Here is a 22634-nt window from a genome sequence, read left to right as displayed (position 1 = left end):
GTATGGTGTTCGCATGGCAGAGCGGCGTACACAGGCTGATCGGACCGCGGAATCGCGTCAACGTTTGATCCTAGCGACTATTCGTCTCCTCCCGAAGCGGGGCTATGCCCGCACGTCGCTGGCCGAGATCGGCCGGGAAGCGGGGGTGAGTCGCGGCCTGGTGACCCACCATTTCGGATCCAAAGAAGCGTGCATGATCGCGGTGGCCCAACACATCGGCAATACCGTCGAGGAGCGCATCAATCAAGCGAACCTGCACGGCCTGGACGCGGTGGACAAGACGATCGAGGTCTACTTCGACGCCAGTCGCAACGAAGACTCCAACGCGCTGGCACTGTTCATCATCCTCATGGAGAGCGTGACGTCGGTTCCGGCTCTTCGTCCGGCCGTCGCGAAATACAACGCACGCATCCGAGAGTTTCTTTCCGACCTGCTTGTGAGCGCGGCCGGACCCGACGGTTCGGTGTTGGACCGTCGTGACGCGGACGCGCTGGCGGTTCTCGTCGAGGGGTTGCTTCGTGGCGTAGCGCTGCAATGGCTGGCCGACCCGGAGAGAATCGAGCTCGACCATGTCGCCACACAGGCCAAGTGCATGGTCCGCGATGCAGTTGCTGGATGCATAATGCGTTCGCGCACAATACCTTCCGTGTGACCTCGGCAGTCCTTCGCTGATCCTGGAGGCTGAGAGTTCCTCCCCTGTCGGCGTAATACTTGCTAGGCGGCCAGCAAGAATATACTGTGAGCGACACCACCGTGGTACGTGTCCGGCAGAGGAGCGCCCCGGTGCGTGCACCGGAGTGGCGCACATGGTCCGTCTGGGCGCGGTCTGGGTCGCGACCGTCCTGCGGGGCGCCGCGGCAGAGCGCGGATAACGAAGGAGAGAACCCACGCATGGCAATCACAGACAACCCACTCGACCTCGCTGGACACGTTCTGCTGGTCACCGGTGCCGGTCAGGGCGTCGGACGTCGAGTTGCGCAGCTGGCGGCCGCCCGCGGCGCCGCCGTCGCAGTCAACGACGTCTCCACCGATCGTGCCGCCGAGGTCGTCGAGGAACTGCGGTCGGTCGGCGCCGCGGCCATGACCGCCGTGGCTGACGTCGGCGATTTCGACGGCTTCGGTGCCGTTGTCACGAAGGTCGGTGCCGAGCTCGGTCCGATCGACATCCTGGTCAACAACGCGGGAAACCGAGGCGCTGAAATGCCCGCACACGCACCCCGACCCTTCTGGGAACAGGATCTCGATGACTGGCGGCCCTTCACCCACGTCAACCTCGACGGGGTGATGATCGCGACCCGGCACACCTTCCCCCACATGATGAGCGGCGAGTATGGGCGCGTGATCACCGTGATCTCCGACGCCGGTCGGGTCGGTGAGATCAACGGTATGGAAGCCTATTCCGGCGCCAAGGCCGGTGCCGCAGGGTTCACCCGATCGATGGCCAGGCTCGGGGGTCGCTTCAATATCACCGCGAACTGTGTCGCGCTCGGTGCCACTCGTACGCCGGCGACCGCCGGGGCTGTCGCCGACGCCGACCTGGCACGCAAAGTGCTGTCCAGCTACCTGATTCGCCGGTTCGGCGAGCCCGATGACGCTGCCCAGATGATCCTGTTCCTCGCCTCCGGAGCCGCCGGTTGGATCACGGGCCAGACGATTCCGGTCAACGGCGGATATTCCCTCACCCTGTGACAAAGCTCGGGCCGCCTGCCCAGGCCGTCACGTCGACAGTCAAGCAAAGGAACGTGAATTGAGAACCGAGAACACCGTCTACATCGATGGCGAGTTCATCGACTCATTGACCGAGGCACGGTTGCCGGTGACCAACCCGGCCACCGGAACGGTCATCGGTGAGGTGCCCGATTGCGGTGTCGCCGATGTCGATCGCGCGGTCCACGCCGCCCGCCGAGCCTTCGACACAGGGCCTTGGCCCACCATGACCGGCGCCGAACGCGCCGTCCGCCTGACACGTTTGGCCGACGAACTCGCGTCTCGCTCGACCGAGATCGCACGGACCATCACCGCCGAGGCCGGGTTCGCCTCGGCGGTGTGCGGTCCGGTTCACGTGGACGGCGCCATCGATGTCCTCCGGTACTACGCCGGTCTGGTCGGAAAGGAGGATCTCGAGGAAGTCCGGCCCAGCGCGCAGGCGCAGGCCGATGTGCGGATACGACGCTGTCCGGTGGGGGTGGTGGCCGCGCTGGTGCCGTGGAACATCCCGTTGCTGGGTGCGCTGTCGAAGATCGCACCGGCCTTGGCGGCCGGATGCACGGTGGTCTACAAACCCTCGCCCGAAACTCCACTGACCGGATATCTCCTGGCCGAGGCGGTGCAGGCGGCCGGGCTCCCGCCTGGGGTCGTCAATGTGCTGGTAGCCGACCTCGTGGGCAGCCAGCACCTGGTGTCGCACCGCGATGTCGACATGGTCGCCTTTACCGGAAGTACCGCTGTCGGAAGCGCTATCGCCCTGTCCTGCGCCGCAGACTTCCGGCGATACGCCTTGGAGCTCGGCGGCAACGCTGCCGCGATCGTTCTCGACGATGCTCCGATCGGGATGATCGCAGGGGGACTGGCCGTGTACGGTCTCGCGCTCAACAATGGTCAGGCCTGCATCGCCCAGCGCAGGATACTGGCCCCTCGCGAGCGGTACGAGGAGATCGTGGCGGCGCTCGCGGCCGCAGCGAACATGCTGCCGTTGGGTGACCCGACCACACCGACCACCCTGGTGGGACCCCTGATTTCGGAGGCGCATCGCGATCGGGTCCTCGCCTGTATTCGCGACGCCGAGTCCGAAGGCGCCGTCGTCGCCGCAGGTGGCGGTATTCCCGACGAGGCAGGGAACGGATACTTCATCCAGCCGACTGTGCTGGCTCGGGTCACCAACAGTATGCGAGTGGCGCGGCAGGAGGTGTTCGGCCCGGTCGTCTGCGTCATCGCCTATGACACAGTCGAAGAGGCGATCGCGATCGCCCGCGATACCGAGTACGGCTTGTCCAGTTCGGTCTGGACCGCCGACCCTGCGCGCGGCGAGGAGATCGGACGCCGACTGCGGGTTGGGTCGGTGTACGTCAACGCCACCCTGACGCTCGATCCGACGATTCCTTTCGGTGGCTTCGGACACTCGGGGGTCGGCCGGGAACTCGGTCCGGAAGGGATCGAGGAATACCGCGAGGTCCAGTCCATCTTCGTGCCGACCTCCGTGTGATTCCATCCGCTGCGCGCGCAGTGGAGACAGGGCGGTGGCCGCAGCTACGGGGATGCGCCTCACCGCCGAGAGAAAGTGCGGCGCCTGGTACCTGAGATTCAGGTTCTCGACATCGGGCGCCATGAGTTTCTCCACCCGCGCGCCGTGCCCACGCAGTTCACCTGACACGTCGTGCAACACGGTTGCCTAGGACTGTCGACCTGGTGGTGCGGCGGGCGCGGTTGTCAGGGCCGGACTGCCGGGCGGGCGCAGGGAAGCGTCGAGTTGGACTCTGCCGGTGATCGAGAGGATGGGACTTTACCTGTCCCCAGGTGTCACTATCTGCCGTCGGCAGGCGAGCGTGTCTTGTGCGGTGGAGCGACCGGTCGATCAGAGTGCTTGCTGCGGCGACGGCTGACCGGCGATCGAGGCTGTTGTCGATCGCCGGCACCGGCTTCCTTGTCGATCGCTGCCAGGCTCGCGCCGTAGTAATCCCCTTGCTGCGAGCAAGGTGATCGCAGCATCGATCAGTCGTTGCCGAGGGTCGGTCGAGCGTTCGCGTCGGGTGCGGCGCTTGTCGCTGCTCGCCGTGCCCGCTGCTGTTCTCGGCGAGGTCGGCGGCAGGCTCCTCGCGATGGTTCGACAGCACATGAATCATGGAAGAAACTTGCTTGTCATCCAACTAGTATCTACAGTGAGGATCACCCTGTGACTCCCACCACGGATGTCCTGCTTGACGACCAGCACAAAGGAACAGTTCATGACCGATCCCGCACAGAGCGTGATACTCACCGAGCGCACATCGAACGGTCGAGTGCTACTGATCACCATCAATCGCGCCGAGCGGCGCAATGCCTTCGACGGTGCCACCGCGCGGGCGATGGAATCGGTGATCGACGACTTCGAAGCCGACAATGAGCTGCGGGTCGCGATCATCACCGGTGCCGGGCCGACGTTCTCCGCGGGCCAGGACCTCAAGGCCGCCGCTGTGGGGGACATGGGTGTAAGCGAGCGCCGCGGCGGCTTCGGTGTGATGGCGTTGCCGCCGACCAAGCCACTCATCGCTGCTGTCGAGGGCGACGCGCTGGCCGGTGGCTTCGAGCTGTGCTTGGCCTGTGACCTGGTCGTGGCCACCGAAACCACTCGGATGGGCATCCCCGAGGCCGCCCGCGCTCTTGTCGCGATCGGCGGCGGGTTGTTCCGGTTGCCCCGCAAGATCCCGTTCAACGTGGCGATGGAACTGGCACTGACCGGCAAACCGCTGCTCGCTGGCGAATTCCACCGCATGGGGCTGGTCAACCGGCTCGTCCCGGCAGGACATGCCGTGGAAGCGGCGCTGGAGTTGGCCGACGAGATCGTGGCTGCGGGCCCCCTGGCCGTCGCGGCGAGCAAGGCCATCGTCCGGCACAGCTACGACTGGGCCGATGAGGACGCCTGGCACAAGCAGATGGAGTTCGCCGGTCCGGCGATCCGATCCGAGGACACCCAAGAGGGAATTCGCGCGTTCATCGAGAAGCGCACGCCGCAATGGAAAGGCTGCTGACATGCTGACCACCCCCACTCTGAGCAGCAAACTGCTCGATGGAAAGACCGCGATCGTCACCGGTGCAGGCAACGGTATCGGTCGAGCGACCGCAGAAGCGCTGGCCGCCAGCGGGGCTCGCGTCGTGGTCTCCGACCTCGACGGCGGTCTGGCGCAGGAAGTAGCCGGCGAGATCGGCAACGGCTCGGTCGCCTTCGCCGGGGACCTGACCGATGCCTCGGTCCCGGACGCGCTCGTCGAGTTCGCCGCAGGGGTGGGGGAGGGGATCGACATCATCGTCAACAGCGCCGGATACTTCTGGGATGCGCCGCTGCACCGCATGACCGACGAGCAGTTCCAGGCGATGATCGATATCCATCTTGTGGCACCGTTCCGGCTCTGCCGTGCGGCAGCACCGTACTTCCGCGACGCCGGACGGGCCGAAGCCGAAGAAGGAAACCCGCGCTACCGCAAGATCGTCAACGTCACCTCGCTGGCTGCGAGCTTCGGGACGCCCGGTGCGGGCAACTATGCCGCCGCGAAGTCGGGTCTGATCGGTCTGACCAAGACGCTGGCCACCGAGTGGGGTCCGTCGAACGTGAACGTCAACGCCGTCGCATTCGGTGTGATCCAGACACGGTTCGGCGCACCGCAGTCGGCGCAGCAGACCATCGAGGTCGGTGGCCGCGAGATCGTGCTCGGCGTGCCCGACAAGACGCTGGCCGCCATGGGTTTCGATCCGACCGAAGAGCGTGACATGTTCGCGCCACGTCCGATGTTCGGCTCCGCTCTGGGGCGCACCGGAACCATTCAGGAGGCCGCCGACGCGATCTTCTGGCTCGCCTCGCCCCTGTCCGATTTCGTGACCGGTCAGGTCATTCCCGTCAGCGGCGGTGCCCGCGGCGGACTGTCCTGACCACGCCCTACCCAGGAGTTTCCCATGACTTCACCCCTTACTCCGTCGCCGGCCTTTGCGCCTGAGGACCTCGACGCCGTGTGCGCGACCGAAGGTGAACGGACGCTGACCTGGCGTGAGTGGAACTCACGTGCCGACCGGCTGGCCAGCTCGCTGGCCCACCGGGGCATCATCGCGGGCGATCGCGTCGCGGTGCGCATGCATACCCGCCTGGAGTGGCTGATCGTCTCGCTGGCCCTGTCCAAGCTCGGGGCCGTCATCGTCGCCGTGAACTACCGGCTCTCGCCGCCGGAGACGCTGTATATCGCAACCGACTGCGAGGTGAAGGCCGCGGTGATCGATGATCGTGAACCGTCGGCTGTCGTCGAAGCCTGGGAATCGCTGGACCTGAAGGCCGTCGTGTCGGTCGATGTCGCGGCTGAGGGCGTCGAACTGATGGCGGACCTGATCGAGGAGGGGCAGGAACAGGACAGGGTGGCGAAGTCGCTGGCCCCGTTGATCATCTACTCCTCGGGCACCACCGGAGCGCCCAAGGGGGCGCCGCTGGCCAGCTTCCAGACCGATGTCGACGAGGCGGTGCTGCGCGACTACCGCACCTCGGTGCAGTTCGACTTCGCCGCAGGCGGTCCGGGCAACAGGACACTGATCAACCTGCCGATGCACCACGGGGCGGGACCGTCCTACACCGAATTCGCGCTCGCCACGGGTGGAACGGTGGTGTTCCAGCGCCGCTTCGACGCCGAGGAGGTGCTCGCGCTGATCGCTCGCCACGGCATCACCCATTGGGTTTCGGTGCCGACCATGCTGCACCGAATCCTGAAGCTACCCACCGAGGTGCGAACGCGCTACGACATCTCCACGCTGCGTTTCCTGCTCGGCGGGGCGGCGCCGTTCAGCGCCCAGCTCAAGCAGCAGGCCATGGAGGTCTTCGGTGACGTCGTCTACGAAATCTACGGCGCAACCGAAGCAGGCATGATCGCCGGCGCGACACCGGAGCTGCTGCGGCGCAAGCCCGCCGCGACCGGGGTGCCCTTCCGGCAGGTCCAGGTACGTATCGTCGACGAGTCCCGGCGCCCCGTGCCCGCGGGCACCGCCGGGGAGATCACCGCCAAAACCCCCGCGGTCATCAGCGGCTACACCGGCCGCGGTCCGCTCGGCGCGGACAAGATCGACGCCGAGGGCTACTACTTCACCGGTGACGTCGGCTACCTCGACGACGAAGGCGTGCTGTATCTGTCCGACCGCATCATCGACATGATCATCGCAGGTGGGGTGAATATTTATCCTGCCGAGAGCGAGGCGGTGATCGTGACGCACCCGCTCGTCGCCAATGTCGCCGTGGTCGGGGTGCCCGATGACGATCACGGTGAACAGCCGATAGCGTTCGTTCAGACCGTTGCCGGCGCCGATATCACCGCCGAGGAGATTCTGGCGTTCTGCGACGGCAAGCTGGCCAAATACAAGTGGCCGCGGGTGATCGAGTTCATCGACGAGATTCCGACCAACTCCATGGGCAAGACCCTCAAACGGGTTCTGCGTGAGCCCTATCTGCGCGCTCGGGATGTCAAGGCATGAACGCGATCTCGGCGGAGCCCGCCCTCTACGACGTCGGCGTCGACGGTGTGCCTACCCTGTTCGGTCTGCGCGACTCGACTGGTTTCGTGTCATTTCCGTTCCAGGACTTCGGATCCGAGAACAACGGAGACCACGGTGATCGGCTCGCACGAATCGAATTGGCCGGTACCGGAACCATTTCCGCGATCACCCGGATTCATTACCACCTCGATCCGAACGTCGCGACTCCCTACGAGCTGGCCTCGGTCGTGCTCGATGAGGGACCGTTGGTGCGTTCGGTACTGGTCGACGCACCGCAGGCGCGCATCGGCACCCGCGTGCGCGCGATCACCGTGCCCGTGGCCCGGGGCGACGAACAGGTCGCCGAACTGCGCTTCACCGCGCTGATTCCCGAGGAGGACGCGTGAAGATCACTCTCGCCCAGCAGCGGCCGGTCTACGTCGCCGGCGTGGGCTGGCACCGCTTCCAGAAACCCAGCGATACCCCGTACGTCCAGTTGGGGCTGACCGCCGTGCGTCAGGCTCTGGGTGATGCCGAGATCGAGTGGCGTGCCGTCGACAGCGCCTACACCGCGACCGCTTTGCTCGGTATGGCGGCGTCGCGGCCGCTGTACAAACACCTCGGTGTGACCGGCATACCGATGATGCAAGTCGAGAACGCGTCCGCGTCGGGGTCGACAGCCTTCCGGCTCGCCTGTCACGACGTGGCCGCTGGTACCAGCGACATCTCACTGGTGCTGGGCATCGACAAGTTGCCGACCACCGGCGCCGCCGGTCAGCCGGCGGGCCTGCCTTCCCTGGCGGCCACCTATGTCCCACCCATGGCACATTTCGCCCTATTGGCCTCGGAGTACCTCGATCGCTACGCGGCGACCCCCGAGCAACTGGCCGCGGTGGCGGTGAAGAACTACGCCAATGCGGCACTGAACCCCAACGCCCAACGCCCGAAGGCCCGCTCGATCGACGAAGTGCTCGCCGGGCCGATGCTGGCGGGACCTCTGACCCGCTTGCAGTGCTGCCCGATCGGTGAGGGCGCGGCTGCGGTGGTCGTCGTCTCCGACGACGCGATCGACCTGCTCGGGCTCAACCGATCCCGCTGTGTGCGGGTCCTGTCGTCGGTGCTGCGCAGCGAGGAGCTCTACGGCGCACGAAGCTTCGATGCGGAACTGACCCGTGCTACGGCGGCGGCCGCCTACGAACAGGCCGGGATCGACCCGCACGATCTCGACGTGGTCGAACTTCACGATGCCTTCACCATCGAGGAACTGCACTACGTCGAGGCAATGGGGCTGGTCGAGGAAGGCGAGGCGGCGGCAGCCTTGGCCAGGGGCGACTTCGATCGCGGTGGCCGGGTAGCGGTGAATACCTCGGGCGGCCTGCTCGGGTCCGGTCACCCTGTCGGCCCGACCGGTGTGGGTCAGATCGGTGAAATCACCACCCAGATCCGCGGTGAGGCCGGTGCCCGCCAGCATCTCGGTGCTCGAACCGGGTTGGCGCACATGGTCGGTCTGGGCGCTGTGTGCGCTGTGCACGTCTTGCAGGCCGCGGAGGGTTCGGCGTGAAGCGTCGGGTGTACGACACGGAGCACGAGCATTTCCGGGCCACTGTCGCCGCCTACGTAGACAAGGAGGTGGCACCGCACTGGGAACGCTGGGACGAACAAGGCCTGGTCGATCGGTGCGCATGGACAGCCGCCGGCGATCTCGGCCTGATCGGTATCGCGGTACCCGAGGAGCACGGCGGCGGTGGGGTACCAGACTTCCGCTACCGGATGGTAGTGATGGAGGAGCTGTGCCGGGTCGGCGCGAACTCGCTCAACGCCGGTATCAGCGTCCAGGACGACCTCGTGGTGCCATACCTGGTCGATCTGGGCAGCCACGAGCAGCGAACCTCATGGCTGCCGCGCCTGTGCGCCGGCACTGCGATCGGTTCGCTGGCGTTGACCGAGCCCGGCGCGGGCAGCGATCTGCGCGGAATCCGTACCGTCGCTCGCCGAGACGGCGACGGGTGGATATTGAATGGCTCGAAGATCTTCATCACCAACGGCATCCTGGCCGATGTCGTGGTGGTGCTGGCAAGGATCGAACCCGCCTCCGACACGGGTGGCTACGGCCTCTTCGTCGTCCCTGCCGACCGCGCCGGATTCCACCGCGGCCGCAAACTCGACAAACTCGGGTTGCGCGGCAACGACACCGCCGAGTTGATATTCGACAACCTCGTACTCACCGATGCCGATGTGCTCGGCACAGCAGGCAGAGGGCTGGCCCATGTAATGGAACGGCTACCGCGCGAACGGATGTCGATCGCCGCCACCTCGGTGGCGGCCTCGGCCGCCGCCCTCGGCTGGACACGGCGCTACTGCTTCGAACGATCAGCATTCGGACAGCCCATCGGCGATTTCCAGGCCACCCGATTCACCCTCGCCGAACTCGAGACCGACCTCGACGCCGCAACCTCGCTTCTCGATCGCGCCGTGATCCTGCTCAACGCGGGCGAACTGACCGCGGTCGATGCGGCCAAGGCCAAGTACTGGATCACCGATCTCCACCAGCGGGTTGTCGATCGGTGCCTGCAGTTGCACGGCGGATACGGGTACATGCGCGAATACCCCATCGCACGGTCGTTCGCGGATGCCCGCATCCAACCCATCTACGGGGGCACGAACGAGATCATGAAAGACATCATCGGTCGTCACATCGCTGCCGAGGCTCACAACGGAATCGGGGGATCGCGGTGAGCGCCGGCCAGGACACAGACACCACCGAGACGAGCTTCATCGGCGGCGCGGGGCGGCTGGCCGGTGACCTGTGGGTGGCGCCCGGATATCGCCAGGTGGTGCTCTTGGCGCACGGCGGCGGACAGACTCGTCATTCGTGGCGCCGCCCGGCACAGAACCTGCACCGTTGCGGCTACACCGCCGCAACCTTCGATGCGCGTGGTCACGGTGCCAGCGATTGGTCGCCCTCCGCCTCGTATGCCTTCGAAGATCTGGCCGGCGATATCGCGCGGGTGGTACACCAACTCCGTGAGCGCACCGGCGCGAACAGGCCCGTTCTCGTCGGGGCGTCATTGGGCGGAGCTACCAGCATGATGGCCCTGGCGGCAGATCCCGGCCTGGCTTCGGCACTCGTGCTTGTCGACATCACCCCGAAGGTCGAAGTCGACGGCATCGAGCGAATCCGGCGATTCGTGAACGCGGCGCCGGACGGATTCGACGATCTCGACGCGGTCGCTCGCGCGGTATCGGCCTACAACCCGAATCGCAGGACACTCGGCAACGTCGATGGGTTACGGAAGAACCTGCGCCGCGGCGCCGACGGACGCTGGTACTGGCATTGGGACCCACGGTTCTTCCGAGCGAGGGACCATGTCAGCGCCGCGGACCTGCAAGGCATGCTCGAGCAGGCCGCCCAGCGCGTGAGCGTGCCCACCTTGCTGATTCGTGGCACAGCATCCGATATCGCCACCGACGAAGGCGTCGAGGTCTTGCAAAACCTCATACCGCACGCCGAGATCGCCGATGTCTGCGGCGCTGGGCATATGGTCGCGGGCGATGAAAACGACGTCTTCGCCGCGCAGCTCGTATCGTTTCTGGACCGGCTCTAGTAGATCATCGGAGGTCTTTGGGCCGCTGTTCTCCTGGTCGACCATCCGCCCCGCCGAGACGGTGCGAGCGTCTGGCCAGGCACCGCATCTCTGTCATACATCTCGTTTGCACGCCGGTCGTGCCGCCGATAGATGGTCGCCCAGCGCCCACCGTCTCGGCGCGATTCCTGGACGAAGGACTTCAGACAGTGTTCCACTCTTTCCGCTCACACGCTACGCGGTTGGTGACCAGCCTGGCGGTCACCGCCGTGGTGGTCGTGACGTCAGCGGTCGTAGCCACCGCCGAACCGGTATTGCCTGGCATCGGAATTCGCTCCGGAGTCAGCAGTTGTCCGGCGAACCTGGTATTGGGCTTTCCGGCAGCCGAGGGCGGCCCTCAGCGCCGAGACTTCACCGATTCCTTCGCCACGCCGCGGCCGGATCTGTGGTGTAGCGCCGATGTCGGCACGGTCCCCGGTCTCGAGTACGGACCGCAGGGAGCGCGATTCGGCCTACCCCGCTCGGATGTAGCCTCCATGCTCAGCGAGGGCGCTTTCCTCCACGACAACAACGAGATCCTGTCGACGAACGCAGCCGACATCGGCGACAGTGTGCGCGTGACGGTGACAACGGACTTCACCAACCTGCGTGGCTCGGCCGGCTGGGGCTATTGGAATCGCGCCTTCGATCCTGCCGCATTCAGCGTCGCATGGTTCATGTACCAGACCGGCCCGGGCTACAGCGAGGTGATGGCTCGGTTGCGTGGGGTAATCCAGTCACTGGGAACCGACACCCCCGACGGGTTCTTCGTGCTGGTGCGGCGGCCGGGGAGTGGCCTGCCGATCGCTGTGCAGCTGGATGATTCGCTGCTCGGCAGCGAGCACACCTATCAGATCGACTTGCACCCGGACCGGGTCGATGCACTGGTGGACGGCGAGGTGGTCGCCTCCGTGCCAGGTGCGGCGAGCAGTGTGGCGGTCCCGCCACTGATCACAAACCTGTGGTTGGACAACCAGTACTGGTCACCGATTCCGTTCTCCCAGTTCAATCCCGAGGGCGCTAGCTCCATGCGAATGTCGTGCCTCAGCCAGGCGCGCATCCGCGAGCACCCGTCCGAATGCTGAGCCTCGGACGATCCGGCCGCGGTGGTGCCAGCGCGATCGTCCGGCTGCGTTACTCAAACGGCATTACTTGTTGAGCGACTAGCAATTATTATAGGATGATGACGTTCTCGGCCACCCAGCTCATGGCACTACCCGCGCACTTTCGCTCGATCGGCGGTAGATCGCCATCTTCGAATGCGCCTGGTGATTGCGACATTCGCCGGCAGGCCATTGGCGAAGGCGTTCGGCATGGTCCGGTACGTCCGCAGCGAACCGCCGAAGGTGATCCGGAAGACCGCCCCGGCACAGGTCGGGAAACCCCAAAGCTGCTTATCTGGAAAGGCCCAACGATGACGACACCGATCGCCGCAGTTCGTACACGCGTCGAGCTACAGAAGACCCGTCTGCCGCAGATGTACGGGGATATCGACTTCACTCTGCGTCCGGAGCGGTTCACCACCGATATCGATGGTGCGGAGAGGTCGATCCGGCCAAAGCTCGACCTCGAACGTCCTCGGCTTCTCGCTGATACAGAACGTGTCGCCCTGATCGAGGCTTACACAATGCTCGGCGACAACGTCGCCGACGCGTACGCCGCTCTTATTCCGGAGCATGGTTTCCGTCGCCTGGTCGAGATGCTGGATCAAGCGTGCGACGGCGGTGTCGACAGCGTCGAGGGTGCACCGCCCGAGCTGCGGGCGTTCATCGAGGACATGGAGCGGATACCTGAGTGGGTCGACATGCAGTCGGTCGAAAGGGGCGCTCGACTCGTGAGAAATCTGGCCGCCAGCGTGATGCCCTTCGTCATCCGCGGTGGCTTCGTCGCCACGTTCATGAACGCGTACGCCGCGCTGCCGATGGCGATCACCGGTTCGCTCGGTACCCGAACGGCGGGACGTCGGATGAAGGATACGGCGTCGTTCTTCGCGTGCACGGCATTGCCCGGTGCTCTGAACCGCTACGGGATGGGGTTCAAGGCCGCGGCCAAGGTCCGGTTGATGCACTCGATGGTGCGGTTCAACATTTTGCGTCGAGACGGCTGGGACTCCTCGGTATACGGCATCCCGATCCCGCAATCGGATCAGATGCCCGCAGGGCTCATCCCGACATTTCTGCTCGCGCTCAAGGCGTGTGAGCAAGGACGTGACCGCTTCACTGCCGATGAGCAAGCCCGGGTCGAGTTCGCGCGCTACCGCTGCTACCTGCTCGGCCTGCCCGAGGACCTTCTTCCTGACAGTCCGCAAGCGATCGTCGAGATCATGACAACACGTCACGCGACGCTACGAAAAGGCTTTGACGACGCGACCTGTGGTGCGCTCGTTCGCGCGACGATGGAGGCCTACACCGAGCCCGACAGATCGCTGCGGAATCGGGTGCGGGACCGTTTCGAACGGAGCAGTGCGAAGGCGTTCTTCGTGCGAGCGGTGCTGGCGGGCGATCGTGAACGAGCGGCCGGCATGGGGATCGAGATGACGTGGGGGGATTGGGCCCGAGCGGCGGCGGTGTTCGCGTTCGCCGGTTGTCAACTGGCTGTCTACCAGGCTCTGTTATGGATTCCCGCGACAAGTGCTGCTGCCGACAGGCGTCTGGTGCGGAAACTCGAGCGATACCTGGACCGGCTTGGCCACGCCGAATTCACCACGGACGCATCTACCTATCAGCACAGCTGAACGCGGGTCGGCCGGCGTCAGTGAAGTGCCGCGCCGCCCCCCGATCTGCCACGGAGCGGTCAGCTCGGCTGTGAGCACGGAGCTGCGGCGCGTGCGGATCCGGACCGAACTGCCGGGCGAAAGATGCCGCTGCACCGGCGGTCCGGCTTCGTCGACGCAGTGGAAGCCGTTGCGCAGGAACTGAATTCGATCACCTCGAAAGGCCAGGAATATTGAAATTCGACAACGTGGCGATCCCGGCGAATCTGCTGTGGTCATCGCCGTTCGTTCGTTGGCAGGGTGAGCTCGCGGATGTGTCGAGCATCGACCTCGCCGCCGCGGTGACCAGGCGCGCGCTGCATGACCGTGGCATCGGTCCCGACAGCATCGACGAGGTGGTGCTCGGTATCACCATTCCGCAGCCGGGTTCCTTCTTCGGCCCGCCGACGATCGCCGGACGTCTGGGGATCCCGAAGATCACCGGACCCACCGTCAGCCAGGCCTGCGCCACCTCGGTGGCGGCGCTGCACGCAGCCGCATCATCGGTGGCCCTGCGCGGCGGCACCGAACTCGTCGTGACCACCGACCGCACCAGTAACGGACCGACCATCGTCTATCCCAGCCCAGCGGCAGCCGGTGGGGCACCGAAGGTCGAGGACTTCGTCCAGTCGAACTTCGCCCGTGACCCGTGGGCGGGCACCTCGATGCTGACCGCGGCAGAGACAGTGGCGCGCGAACGCGGTATCGAGCGTGCGGAACTCGATGACGTAGCCGCCTTGCGCTACGAGCAGTACGCGCAGGCACTCGCCGATGATCGGCGTTTCCAGCGTTCCTACATGGTGCCGGTCGAGATCACGGTGGGCAGGCGCAGGATCGACGTCGCCGAAGACGCGGGTATCCGCTCGATCGACCGCGCCGCCATCACCCGGTTGTCGCCGACGGTGTCCGATGGCGTGCACACAGGTGCCTCGCAGACCCACCCGGCCGACGGCGTGGCCGGTGCCGTCCTTTCGACCACAGTGCACGCGCGCGACCTCGGCGTCGGCCCGGTCGTGCAGATCCTGGCCACTGGATTCGCCCGGGTCGACGCCACCCACATGCCCGAGGCGCCGGTGCCCGCCGCACTGCGTGCGCTGGAGTCGGCGGGGTTGACAGTAGGCCAGGTCGACGCGATCACGACACATAGCCCGTTCGCCGTGAACGACGTCGTCTTTGCCCGGGAGACCGGTGTCGACCCGGCCACGATGAACGCCTACGGCTGCAGCCTCATCTGGGGACACCCGCAAGGCCCGACCGGAATGCGATCGATCTGTGAACTCGTCGCGGAGCTGGTGCAGCGAGGTGGTGGGATCGGCCTGTTCACCGGCTGCGCGGCCGGTGACACCGCGGGCGCTCTCGTGGTCCGTGTAGACGGCTGAATCCCCGCTACCAGTAGCGCTGACGGGCCCACCGCATTCGGCCACACCGTCTGTGCCGGCATCGTTCCTGCTGCCGTCGCGGGTAGGAAATTCGGGGCTCCGAAAGTGCCCGCCGAAAAGGGACATTGGTTGTGCACAGCGTTCACCACGCTTCGTGGCGACGGCTGCGAACTGTAGGAGATTGCGGACCGCTTCGAAGATGTTCTGCCGCTGGACATTCCGGATCTAGACCGGCCCAACCGGTGCGCTACCGAGGTCCGCAAGGGCAGGTCGGAGCGCCCGTGTTTGCCCAGGGCCGGGGCGTCTGCCGAAATGCCGTGGCCCCATCTGCCGCTGCGGCCCGCCCGGGCTACGGCATGGTAGTGCGCTTACCGAGAATCGGTTGCGCGCAGTCCTCTCGGACTACATCCGATACTGACGACCATTCGTCACCGCGGACGGCGGCTGTAGCCCTTGCATGGCCGGCTGCGGTCCACACAGGACTCCGCTCAGGGCGAGCGGGGCCGCAGCAGCCCGCTTTCCGTGCTCAGTTTCGCTATCGAGGGTGAACCGGTATCGCTACGCAAGTGCCTCGAGGATCTCGTGGGCTACGCGGTTGCCGGATTCGATGGCACCGTCGAGGTAGCCGGGATGGTCTGTGGCGGTTTCGGTTCCGGCCCAATGGATGTGGCCGATCGGCGTGAACGTCATCGGCGTGTTCGAATCGGTGGTGGTGCCAGGTTCGGGAAGTGCGGTGTAGCCGCCGCCGACGTTGTCGTCGAGATGCCAGGCCTTCTCGTGCCAGCTCACCGGTTCGAGGATCTCGGTGCCCAGCCTGGAGACCAGGGGGCCGAGGATGGTCTCGCGCCGGGAGGAGGGGTCGAGGTTGTCGAGTGTGCGGGCGGGCGGGCCGCCGACCAACATACACAGGTGGCCGGGACCATCGGGCGGACTGGTGTCGAACACGGCGATCCCGGGCGCATCCAGGACCATGATTTCCGTATTCTCGGTCCGATCTCGCCAGAACGGCGTCGGGAACACGGCGATCGCTTTGTAGACCGATCCCATGTAGGTGCGGGCGGCGATGGCGCTGCGAGCAGGAGGCAGGGACGGCTGGAAGTCGATGCGATCCAGCAACGGCGGGGGCACTGTCACCACGACTTCGGTGGCGTTGATCGCGTCGGCGGTCGTGGTGAGGGTGATGCCGTCGGTGTCCTCGACAATCGAGGTGACCCGGTGCCCGAGTCGGACACGGTCACCGAGTTCGGCGGCGAGACCGTCGACGAGGGTGCCGATGCCTTCGACCAGTAGGCTCTCCTGCGCACCACCCGTGGTCGACATCATGTTCCGAAGTCCACCCTGCAGGCGGATCAACGTCAGCATCGCCTGCACCGACAAGCGGTCGAGGTCGGCGCACCACGACGTCATGGCAGCCAGTTCCAGCATGCGCCGGGGGGTGCGCCCGGGCACCCTGGCCAGCCAGTCCGCGACAGTCGTGGTGTCCCACCGCGTGGGCGGATGGAGATGGGACAACGCCTCCAGGCCGAGCAGCACAGTTGCGGTCACCATCATCGACGGCTCGCCCAGCGACACCCGGCGCGCCCCGTCGAGGATGGTCGGCCGCTGCGTGGTGTGCATGCGGAACCGGGTGGCACCCAGTTCGTCTGCCAAGGCGGCAACGCGGGGATGGTCGTGTCCGATCCACTGCCCGCCCAGGTCCACGCGTGATCCCAGCGCGGTGGTTTCGCTCATCGCGCGCCCGCCCGATCGGTCGGCGGCCTCGAGCACGAGCACATCGACACCTGCCCGGTGCAGAGCACGGGCCGCTGTCAGTCCTGCCAACCCGGCCCCGACCACGGCCACGGTCGTGGTGGTCGGCGCCGAGCCCGAGGTGGCCTCGTTCTGCGGAGAGTCTTTGCTGCTCATGTCTGCCTTTCCGGGCGGAACCGCCCTGTCCGAGATCGAGCCGGTCGCGCTGTTGTCGTACCGTGCTGAACGGTCTGCGTGGGCACGGAATCAACGGAAGCGAACTATTTGCTGACGGGAGTGGTCGTTCGGTCGCCGCTGATCTCCTCGGCGACGCGGTGGCCGGACTCGGCGGCGCCGTCGATGTAGCCGGGCCAGACGGTGGCGGTTTCGGTGCCGGCCCAGTGCAGCGGGCCGATCGGTCGGCGCAGCGTGGGCCCGAACCGGGTCAGTGTCCCGGGAGTGGTGAACGCGCCATAACAACCACGGCTGTATTCCTCTTCGGCCCAATCTTTTTCGATGTAGTCGATCGGTTTGCGGGCGCGCTGGCCGAAATATCCGGCCAGGTCCTCGAGCACTACCGCGCGTCGCTGCGCCGAACTCAGCCGGGTAGTGGCGTCGGCGTGGCGGCCCTCGAGAAAACCGACGAGCACACCCGGGCCACCGCCGAAGGGGGTGTTGTCGAAGACCGTGCTCAGGGCTCGCCGGTCGCTGTTGGCCTGTCCGGACCAGCCTTCGGCCCGCCAGAACGGTTCGTCGTAGACGACGTTGACCTTGATCACCCGGCCCATCGGCATGCGCTGCACGAGTTGGTCGCGGTCCCCGGGCAGGCCCGGGGTGAACCGGATCCGGGCGGCCAGTGGCGGTGGTACCGCGATCACGGCGCGGCGCGCACGCACCGTCCCCCCGTCGGCACGGACCCGCACTCCGATGTCGTCCCAATCGATTTCAGTGACCGGACTGTTGAGGACGATCCGTTCCCCGAGCTCGCGAGCCATCGCCAGTGCGATGGTCTGGGTGCCGCCCACGACCCGGTCCTGCTGGGCACCGTCGACGACGTTGATCAGCGCGTCGAGCCCGCCGGCGGCGCCGATATAGAAGTTCGCCCACAGCGCCGACATGTCCTCTGGCCCGGCGGAGAACACGGCTTCGGTGATCAATCGGAAGAAGGCTCGCCCGTCGGCGGTGCGGGCGTGATCGCGCAGCCACGTGTCGAAGGTCTGCGCGTCCAGCGACTCCGCCAGCTTGTACTCCCATGGCTCGGTCTGGGCGACTTTGCGCGCCAACCGGTCCAGGCGAAACTGCGTCTGGGCGATATCGAGCAACGTCAGCGGATTGACCCGCGGAATGCGACCGGTGTATTCCGAGCGAGAGCGTCCCAGCTCGGCGATGTGCCGCCCGGCGGTGTACGTGGGATAAGTCCGCAGACCCAACTGATCGATCAGCGCCATTGCCTGATGCTGCGTCGGGCCGACCCACTGGCCACCGACCTCGATCGGCGAGCCGCCGGGCAGTTCCGCGTTGAGCACACGGCCGCCCACTCGCTCGCGCGCCTCGAGGACCAATACCTCGCATCCGCCGCGCATCAGATCCCGAGCAGCGACGAGACCCGCGATACCGGCGCCGACTATCACCACATCCACCGACTTGTCCATCCAGGCAGCTCCGCTCAATGCACTGTGAATCTGACATACATGATGTATGTGCTAAACATAGCGTATGCAGTCTTTGCGTGACAAGCACGTCGAAAACACCCGCCAGGCGCTGCTCGAGACCGGGGCTCGCCTGTTCGCCGAACGGGAATACGCCGATCTGTCGGCAGAGGAGCTGGTGCGCGCCGCCGGCCTGACCCGCGGCGCGCTCTATCACCACTTCGAGGGCAAGAAGGGCCTGTTCGAGGCGGTCCTCGACGAACTCGAACAACAAGCGGCACAACGTATCCGAGCCGCGATCGACTCGTCGGCCGATCCCCTGGAAGGCATCGACCGTGCAATGGAAGCTTTCCTCGACATCTGCACCGAACCCGCCTATCGCCACATCGTGCTGCTACAGGGCCCCATCGCGCTGGGCTGGCGACGCTGGCGTGAGATCGACCAGCACCATCTCAGCGGACTCGTCGTAGAGGCCGCCCAACACCTGCTCGATGCCGGGCAAATACAGCCGTACCCGCCCGAACTGCTCGCCCGTGCTTTCTATGGCGCCCTCACCGAAATGTCGCTCACCATTGCTGAATCCGACGATCTCGCGCTGAGTCGGGCTCGAGCGGCGGAACTGGCCCGGGCCATGCTCGGCGGGCTGATCACCGGCACCGCACCTCACTGAAACCCGGCAACCCGGGTCACCCGCGGGTCGCGCCGCTACGGGTGCGGATCTCCATCGGACTCAACAGGTTGAGCGCCTCGAATCCTGTCGCCAGCACGATGACGTCCACTTCGTCGCGCGCGAGCGGGAATGAGTCTGAAGGGATCCCGATGACACTGTGGTCGAGACCCGGGCCATGAACTGGCACGCATCATTGACGTCGGCGGCAAGCCTGTGCCGCAGCGGCTCTGGGTGTCAGCCGGGCCGTTTCCGGGAGTTGCGGCGTTCGGCCTTCGGCCACGATCGCGTCGGATCGTTGTGGATAGTGAGTGTGTGCCCTGATTACACCGCGGCCTTCTCCGGAAGGTCAGAGTCGGGCGATGTCGAACCGTTCCCACGGACCCACCGCGACTCGGTCGCACAGCAGCCACGAGTCCCCGCCTTGCGCCGACCAGTAGTGCCCGCCCAGAGCCATGATGGTGCTCGCGCCGCCGGAGGTGGTCAGGACGAACTTCTCCCACTGGCCCAAGGTCGTTGCGCCGACCCGCAACCACTCGCCGCCACCGTCGAGCGCCATCACGTACCGGCCGTCGTGCGCTCGAATCGACACCACCGTCCTGATCCCGTACGAGGAGTAGTAGGCGAGTTCGCTGATCGTGAAAACCGTTGCGGGCGTGGGCAGGTACTCGTCGGCGATCAGCAGGTCGCGGGTCAGTGGGTCGTCGCTGACGCGGACGAACCGACCGCCCGAGGCGACGAGGCGGGCCTGGTATCGCACCCGCTCCTGGATGTCGGTTTGGACGACATCGGGGTCGAAGGAACGGGTGATGCGGTGGATCTTGCCGTCGGCGACGGCGAACACATCCAGGGTCGTGGGGGTGCGGAATACCGCGGCCACCGTGCGGTTGTCGGTGCCCGGCGGCTGACCGGGGACCCGTGCCGGTTGGCCGGTCCACGCACCGTAGGCGTAGGAGCGTGCGGCCAGTGGACTGGCCGCGGCGACGAGTTCGCTCACCCCGGGTGTCGACCGGGCCGCCGCGATTCCGCCGTCCTCGGCCAGGCCGACATCGAGATGGGGTTCCCACGGGGACGGCCACTGGTCCGGTTCGCCGACGATGGTCCAGATCCGCCCGTCGCCGGGGCCCTCGGTGACGGCGCTGACCTGGATCGTGTCACCGGACAGCGTGACGGCGGCGACGCTGCCCGCCCGGGGCAGCGGCGGCAGCGGTCGCCAGCTCGCGGCGGCATCGGTGACCGTGGTGTGGATGACGGTGCCCTCGGCATCGCCGGCGAACAGCTCGATTCGCCCCGGCGCGGTCGCGGTCGCGGCCAACGCTGAACGCGGGCCCAACCCGCCGCCGGTCAACACTTGCCAGTCCGGTGCCCACCGATCGTCGATCCACCGGCGTCGGCGCACCAGGTGATCGCCCGTGCCGACAACGAACAGGTCGATCGTGTTCGTCGTCGAGCTGGCCGCGGCGATGCCCGCACGTGGGTCGAACGCGCCGGGGTCGGTGAGTGCTCGCCACGACACCCATACGTGGCCGGTGAACCGGGTCTGCAGCACCGCGCCGTCGAGCGCGACGACGAAGACGTCGATCTCGCCCTCGCGCGCGACGGCCGCGATCCGGGCCGCCCGATGCAGCGGTGGGGATTCCAGCACCGACCACAACCGCCACGGATCCGCCACCACATCGATCTCGGCCACAGCGTCGCCTCCGCCGCGCACATCGAGACGCAGCGGCGCCCGGCCCAACCGCATCGACGCTCCCGGCTGGACCGGTACCTGGGCGAGCAGGAACGTGGCACCGCTGCGCGCCAGCTCCTGCGCGACGATCTGGCGTTGCATGCCCTGCGGGGTGAGCGTGCGAAAGCCGCGGTCCCAGACGCGCGGTGAGCGAAGCGAGATGTAGACGTCGGCACCGCCCGGAGCCATCGCGTGGGCGACAGCCACCACCGGAGCCCCGGTGTGGCCCGCGGCCGGGACGCCGGGCCAGCGTGCCAATTGGATAGGGCCCGCCGGTTGTCGCGGCACCGCTACCGTGGCCGTCGGGTGGTGGGGGTCGAGCCAGCCGATCGGCACCGTCGCCGCCGGGCACATGGCGGGCCCGGTCAGATCGTGGCCCGGTGACGCGTGTGCCAGCTGCGGCTCCTGCGCGGCGAGCGTTCCGACCGAGCCCATGATGCAGGTCGGATCGGCGTAGTCGAGCCCGACGTGACCGTTGAACGTACTGGCGTGGCCGCCGGGCTGGTGATTGCGACGCTGGTAGTAGTGGCCCAGCTCGTGGCACAGCAGCGAAGCGCTCAGCTGGGCAGCGGCGAATTGACCGTCGTAGCCGAACTGGCCACCGGTGGCGGCCGCCCAATCCTGAATCACCACCAGGACGGCGCCCTTCGGGAAGGGCGCCCCGTCGGCCGCGGCCTTCACGCGCACCGCGGCGGCGAGTGCGTCGGCGTCGGCGTAGGGCTGATCGATCTCGACCGGTGGATGTACCGACCAGGTGTGCTCCTCGCGAAATCCGGACATATCTCGCCAGAATCGGCGTACTTCGTCACCGCAGGCCAGCAGCCACGCCTCCGTGAAGGTGTGCCCCGACCGTGTGGCATCGCCGCTCACCCAGGCAATCACGAAGACAAAGTGTGTGTGCGCCATCGAACTACTTCCGTCGTCGAAGCGGGGGATCTCCTCCTGATATCGCCTGGCGAGCGGAGACCATTAATCGACTGACCGATCGCGAGCCTGCGGCGCTTCGATCCGAACGCCGGTGAGCTGCGAGGGTTCCGGCCGTTCGCACCGCTACGGTGTTCGGCATGAGCGACGCGATGGTGCGCGACCGCGACGGAAGGCCGTTCCTGTTGCTGGCGACACGCGCCGAGAACGAGGCCGCCGACCAGGAATACGAGGCTTTCCTGCGCTGCGGCGGGCTCGTACCGCGCCGACTGCACCGGCGCCGTCTGGAACGCGATCCGCTCGGAGAGATCGACCTCGACCGCTACGCGGGCATCATGCTGGGCGGGAGCCCGTTCACCGTCTCCGACCCGCCCGACACGAAATCGCCGGTGCAGCGGCGAGTGGAAGCTGAGTTGCACGAGCTCGTGGCGGCCGTGGTCCGTCAGGATTTCCCGTTCCTCGGTGCCTGTTACGGCATCGGCGTGATCGGCTCGGTGATCGGCGCTGTCATCGACCGAACCCATCCCGAACCGGTCGGCCCCACCACCATCACTCTGACCGATGCCGGGCGGGTCGACCCGCTGCTGTGCGTGCTCCCGCGCGAGTTCGACGCGTTCGTCGGTCACAAGGAGGCCGCCACCGAGCTCCCGGCGGGGATCGAACGGCTCGCCACCTCGACCGGCTGCCCGATACAGGCATTCCGGGTGGGCGCCAACGTGTACGCCACGCAGTTCCATCCGGAGTTGGACGCGCAGGGCATGAGCATCCGTATCGACGCCTATAAGCACCACGGCTACTTCGACCCCGTCGAGGCCGAAGCACTCAAGGAAGTAGCCCGCTCGGGCAACGTCGTGCACCCCGGCGCGCTGGTGCGTCGGTTCGTCCAGCTGTACGAGGATTGACGTTCCGCTGGACTGTCACCGTCGGGTCGAGTTCCGGCGAACGCCGGCACTCGCGCTCTCGTCCGGTTCGGCGCACCGACGACTATC

18 protein-coding genes are annotated in these 22634 nt (G+C 66.5%); 15 read left to right on the top strand and 3 right to left on the bottom strand.

What is annotated here, in order from left to right; genetic code table 11:
* The first annotated feature begins 13 nt into the window (after positions 1-13).
* The 13 genes from Q7X29_RS20050 (at position 14) to Q7X29_RS19990 (ending at position 14948) form a co-directional block, all read left to right on the top strand.
* On the top strand, positions 14-652 hold the full coding sequence (locus Q7X29_RS20050) for a TetR/AcrR family transcriptional regulator (protein WP_316575021.1): 639 nt from the start codon (positions 14-16) through the stop codon (positions 650-652).
* 86 nt (positions 653-738) lie between these two features.
* Positions 739-1689: an SDR family NAD(P)-dependent oxidoreductase gene (locus Q7X29_RS20045; RefSeq protein WP_394358708.1), complete on the top strand. Its 951-nt coding sequence runs from the start codon at positions 739-741 to the stop codon at positions 1687-1689.
* A 58-nt stretch (positions 1690-1747) separates the two neighbouring features.
* Positions 1748-3202 (top strand): aldehyde dehydrogenase, encoded by a 1455-nt coding sequence (locus Q7X29_RS20040; protein ID WP_394358707.1) that lies wholly within the window; start codon positions 1748-1750, stop codon positions 3200-3202.
* A 739-nt stretch (positions 3203-3941) separates the two neighbouring features.
* The gene (locus Q7X29_RS20035) at positions 3942-4724 is read left to right on the top strand and encodes a crotonase/enoyl-CoA hydratase family protein (protein ID WP_316575020.1); all 783 of its coding nucleotides are present in this window, start codon (positions 3942-3944) and stop codon (positions 4722-4724) included.
* 1 nt (position 4725) lies between these two features.
* Entirely contained in the window at positions 4726-5619 is an 894-nt protein-coding gene (locus tag Q7X29_RS20030) for an SDR family NAD(P)-dependent oxidoreductase (protein ID WP_316575019.1), read from the top strand.
* Between the two features lie 24 nt (positions 5620-5643).
* Positions 5644-7194: a class I adenylate-forming enzyme family protein gene (locus Q7X29_RS20025; RefSeq protein ID WP_316575018.1), complete on the top strand. Its 1551-nt coding sequence runs from the start codon at positions 5644-5646 to the stop codon at positions 7192-7194.
* Positions 7191-7601 (top strand): Zn-ribbon domain-containing OB-fold protein, encoded by a 411-nt coding sequence (locus tag Q7X29_RS20020; protein WP_316575017.1) that lies wholly within the window; start codon positions 7191-7193, stop codon positions 7599-7601. The genes Q7X29_RS20025 and Q7X29_RS20020 overlap by 4 nt, the downstream gene beginning before the upstream one ends.
* Positions 7598-8755, top strand: a complete 1158-nt coding sequence (locus Q7X29_RS20015) for a thiolase family protein (protein WP_316575016.1) — start codon at positions 7598-7600, stop codon at positions 8753-8755. Before Q7X29_RS20020 ends, Q7X29_RS20015 begins: the two co-directional genes overlap by 4 nt.
* Positions 8752-9930: an acyl-CoA dehydrogenase family protein gene (locus tag Q7X29_RS20010; RefSeq protein WP_316575015.1), complete on the top strand. Its 1179-nt coding sequence runs from the start codon at positions 8752-8754 to the stop codon at positions 9928-9930. Before Q7X29_RS20015 ends, Q7X29_RS20010 begins: the two co-directional genes overlap by 4 nt.
* Positions 9927-10799: an alpha/beta fold hydrolase gene (locus tag Q7X29_RS20005; protein WP_316575014.1), complete on the top strand. Its 873-nt coding sequence runs from the start codon at positions 9927-9929 to the stop codon at positions 10797-10799. Before Q7X29_RS20010 ends, Q7X29_RS20005 begins: the two co-directional genes overlap by 4 nt.
* Before the next feature lie 221 nt (positions 10800-11020).
* Complete coding sequence (locus Q7X29_RS20000; RefSeq protein ID WP_316575013.1) at positions 11021-11902, top strand: hypothetical protein; 882 nt, start codon at positions 11021-11023, stop codon at positions 11900-11902.
* Positions 11903-12000: 98 nt separating this feature from the next.
* Positions 12001-13551, top strand: a complete 1551-nt coding sequence (locus tag Q7X29_RS19995; RefSeq protein WP_316575012.1) for an oxygenase MpaB family protein — start codon at positions 12001-12003, stop codon at positions 13549-13551.
* A 212-nt stretch (positions 13552-13763) separates the two neighbouring features.
* A complete protein-coding gene (locus Q7X29_RS19990; protein ID WP_316575011.1) occupies positions 13764-14948 on the top strand; it encodes a thiolase family protein in 1185 nt (394 codons plus the stop codon).
* Positions 14949-15506: 558 nt separating this feature from the next.
* Here Q7X29_RS19990 and Q7X29_RS19985 read toward each other — a convergent pair.
* Positions 15507-16853, bottom strand: coding sequence for a flavin monoamine oxidase family protein (locus Q7X29_RS19985; protein WP_316575010.1), 1347 nt, complete (start codon positions 16851-16853; stop codon positions 15507-15509).
* A 104-nt stretch (positions 16854-16957) separates the two neighbouring features.
* On the bottom strand, positions 16958-18328 hold the full coding sequence (locus Q7X29_RS19980; RefSeq protein WP_316575009.1) for a flavin monoamine oxidase family protein: 1371 nt from the start codon (positions 18326-18328) through the stop codon (positions 16958-16960).
* Positions 18329-18392: 64 nt separating this feature from the next.
* On the opposite strand from Q7X29_RS19980, the gene Q7X29_RS19975 reads away from it, so the two are divergent.
* Positions 18393-18995: a TetR/AcrR family transcriptional regulator gene (locus Q7X29_RS19975; protein ID WP_316575008.1), complete on the top strand. Its 603-nt coding sequence runs from the start codon at positions 18393-18395 to the stop codon at positions 18993-18995.
* Between the two features lie 346 nt (positions 18996-19341).
* Here the strand turns inward: Q7X29_RS19975 and Q7X29_RS19970 are convergent, their stop codons facing one another.
* Positions 19342-21501, bottom strand: coding sequence for a hypothetical protein (locus Q7X29_RS19970; RefSeq protein ID WP_316575007.1), 2160 nt, complete (start codon positions 21499-21501; stop codon positions 19342-19344).
* 284 nt (positions 21502-21785) lie between these two features.
* On the opposite strand from Q7X29_RS19970, the gene Q7X29_RS19965 reads away from it, so the two are divergent.
* Entirely contained in the window at positions 21786-22547 is a 762-nt protein-coding gene (locus tag Q7X29_RS19965; RefSeq protein WP_316575006.1) for a glutamine amidotransferase, read from the top strand.
* Positions 22548-22634: the final 87 nt, after the last annotated feature.

This window comes from Nocardia canadensis (assembly GCF_032656385.1).
GTDB lineage: Bacteria > Actinomycetota > Actinomycetes > Mycobacteriales > Mycobacteriaceae > Nocardia > Nocardia canadensis.
The sequence above is the reverse complement of the archived record's forward strand: the minus strand, read 5'-3'. Positions and strand labels throughout refer to the sequence as shown.

What these genes read in the sequence shown, in the direction of transcription:
- Q7X29_RS19975 (WP_316575008.1), top strand. Translation starts at nt 18,393, where the DNA reads ATGCAGTCTTTGCGTGACAAGCACGTCGAAAACACCCGCCAGGCGCTG.
- Q7X29_RS19970 (WP_316575007.1), bottom strand. Translation starts at nt 21,501, where the DNA reads ATGTCCGGATTTCGCGAGGAGCACACCTGGTCGGTACATCCACCGGTC.
- Q7X29_RS19980 (WP_316575009.1), bottom strand. Translation starts at nt 18,328, where the DNA reads ATGGACAAGTCGGTGGATGTGGTGATAGTCGGCGCCGGTATCGCGGGT.
- Q7X29_RS20025 (WP_316575018.1), top strand. Translation starts at nt 5,644, where the DNA reads ATGACTTCACCCCTTACTCCGTCGCCGGCCTTTGCGCCTGAGGACCTC.
- Q7X29_RS19985 (WP_316575010.1), bottom strand. Translation starts at nt 16,853, where the DNA reads ATGAGCAGCAAAGACTCTCCGCAGAACGAGGCCACCTCGGGCTCGGCG.
- Q7X29_RS20050 (WP_316575021.1), top strand. Translation starts at nt 14, where the DNA reads ATGGCAGAGCGGCGTACACAGGCTGATCGGACCGCGGAATCGCGTCAA.
- Q7X29_RS19995 (WP_316575012.1), top strand. Translation starts at nt 12,001, where the DNA reads ATGACGTTCTCGGCCACCCAGCTCATGGCACTACCCGCGCACTTTCGC.
- Q7X29_RS19965 (WP_316575006.1), top strand. Translation starts at nt 21,786, where the DNA reads ATGAGCGACGCGATGGTGCGCGACCGCGACGGAAGGCCGTTCCTGTTG.
- Q7X29_RS20020 (WP_316575017.1), top strand. Translation starts at nt 7,191, where the DNA reads ATGAACGCGATCTCGGCGGAGCCCGCCCTCTACGACGTCGGCGTCGAC.
- Q7X29_RS20035 (WP_316575020.1), top strand. Translation starts at nt 3,942, where the DNA reads ATGACCGATCCCGCACAGAGCGTGATACTCACCGAGCGCACATCGAAC.
- Q7X29_RS20030 (WP_316575019.1), top strand. Translation starts at nt 4,726, where the DNA reads ATGCTGACCACCCCCACTCTGAGCAGCAAACTGCTCGATGGAAAGACC.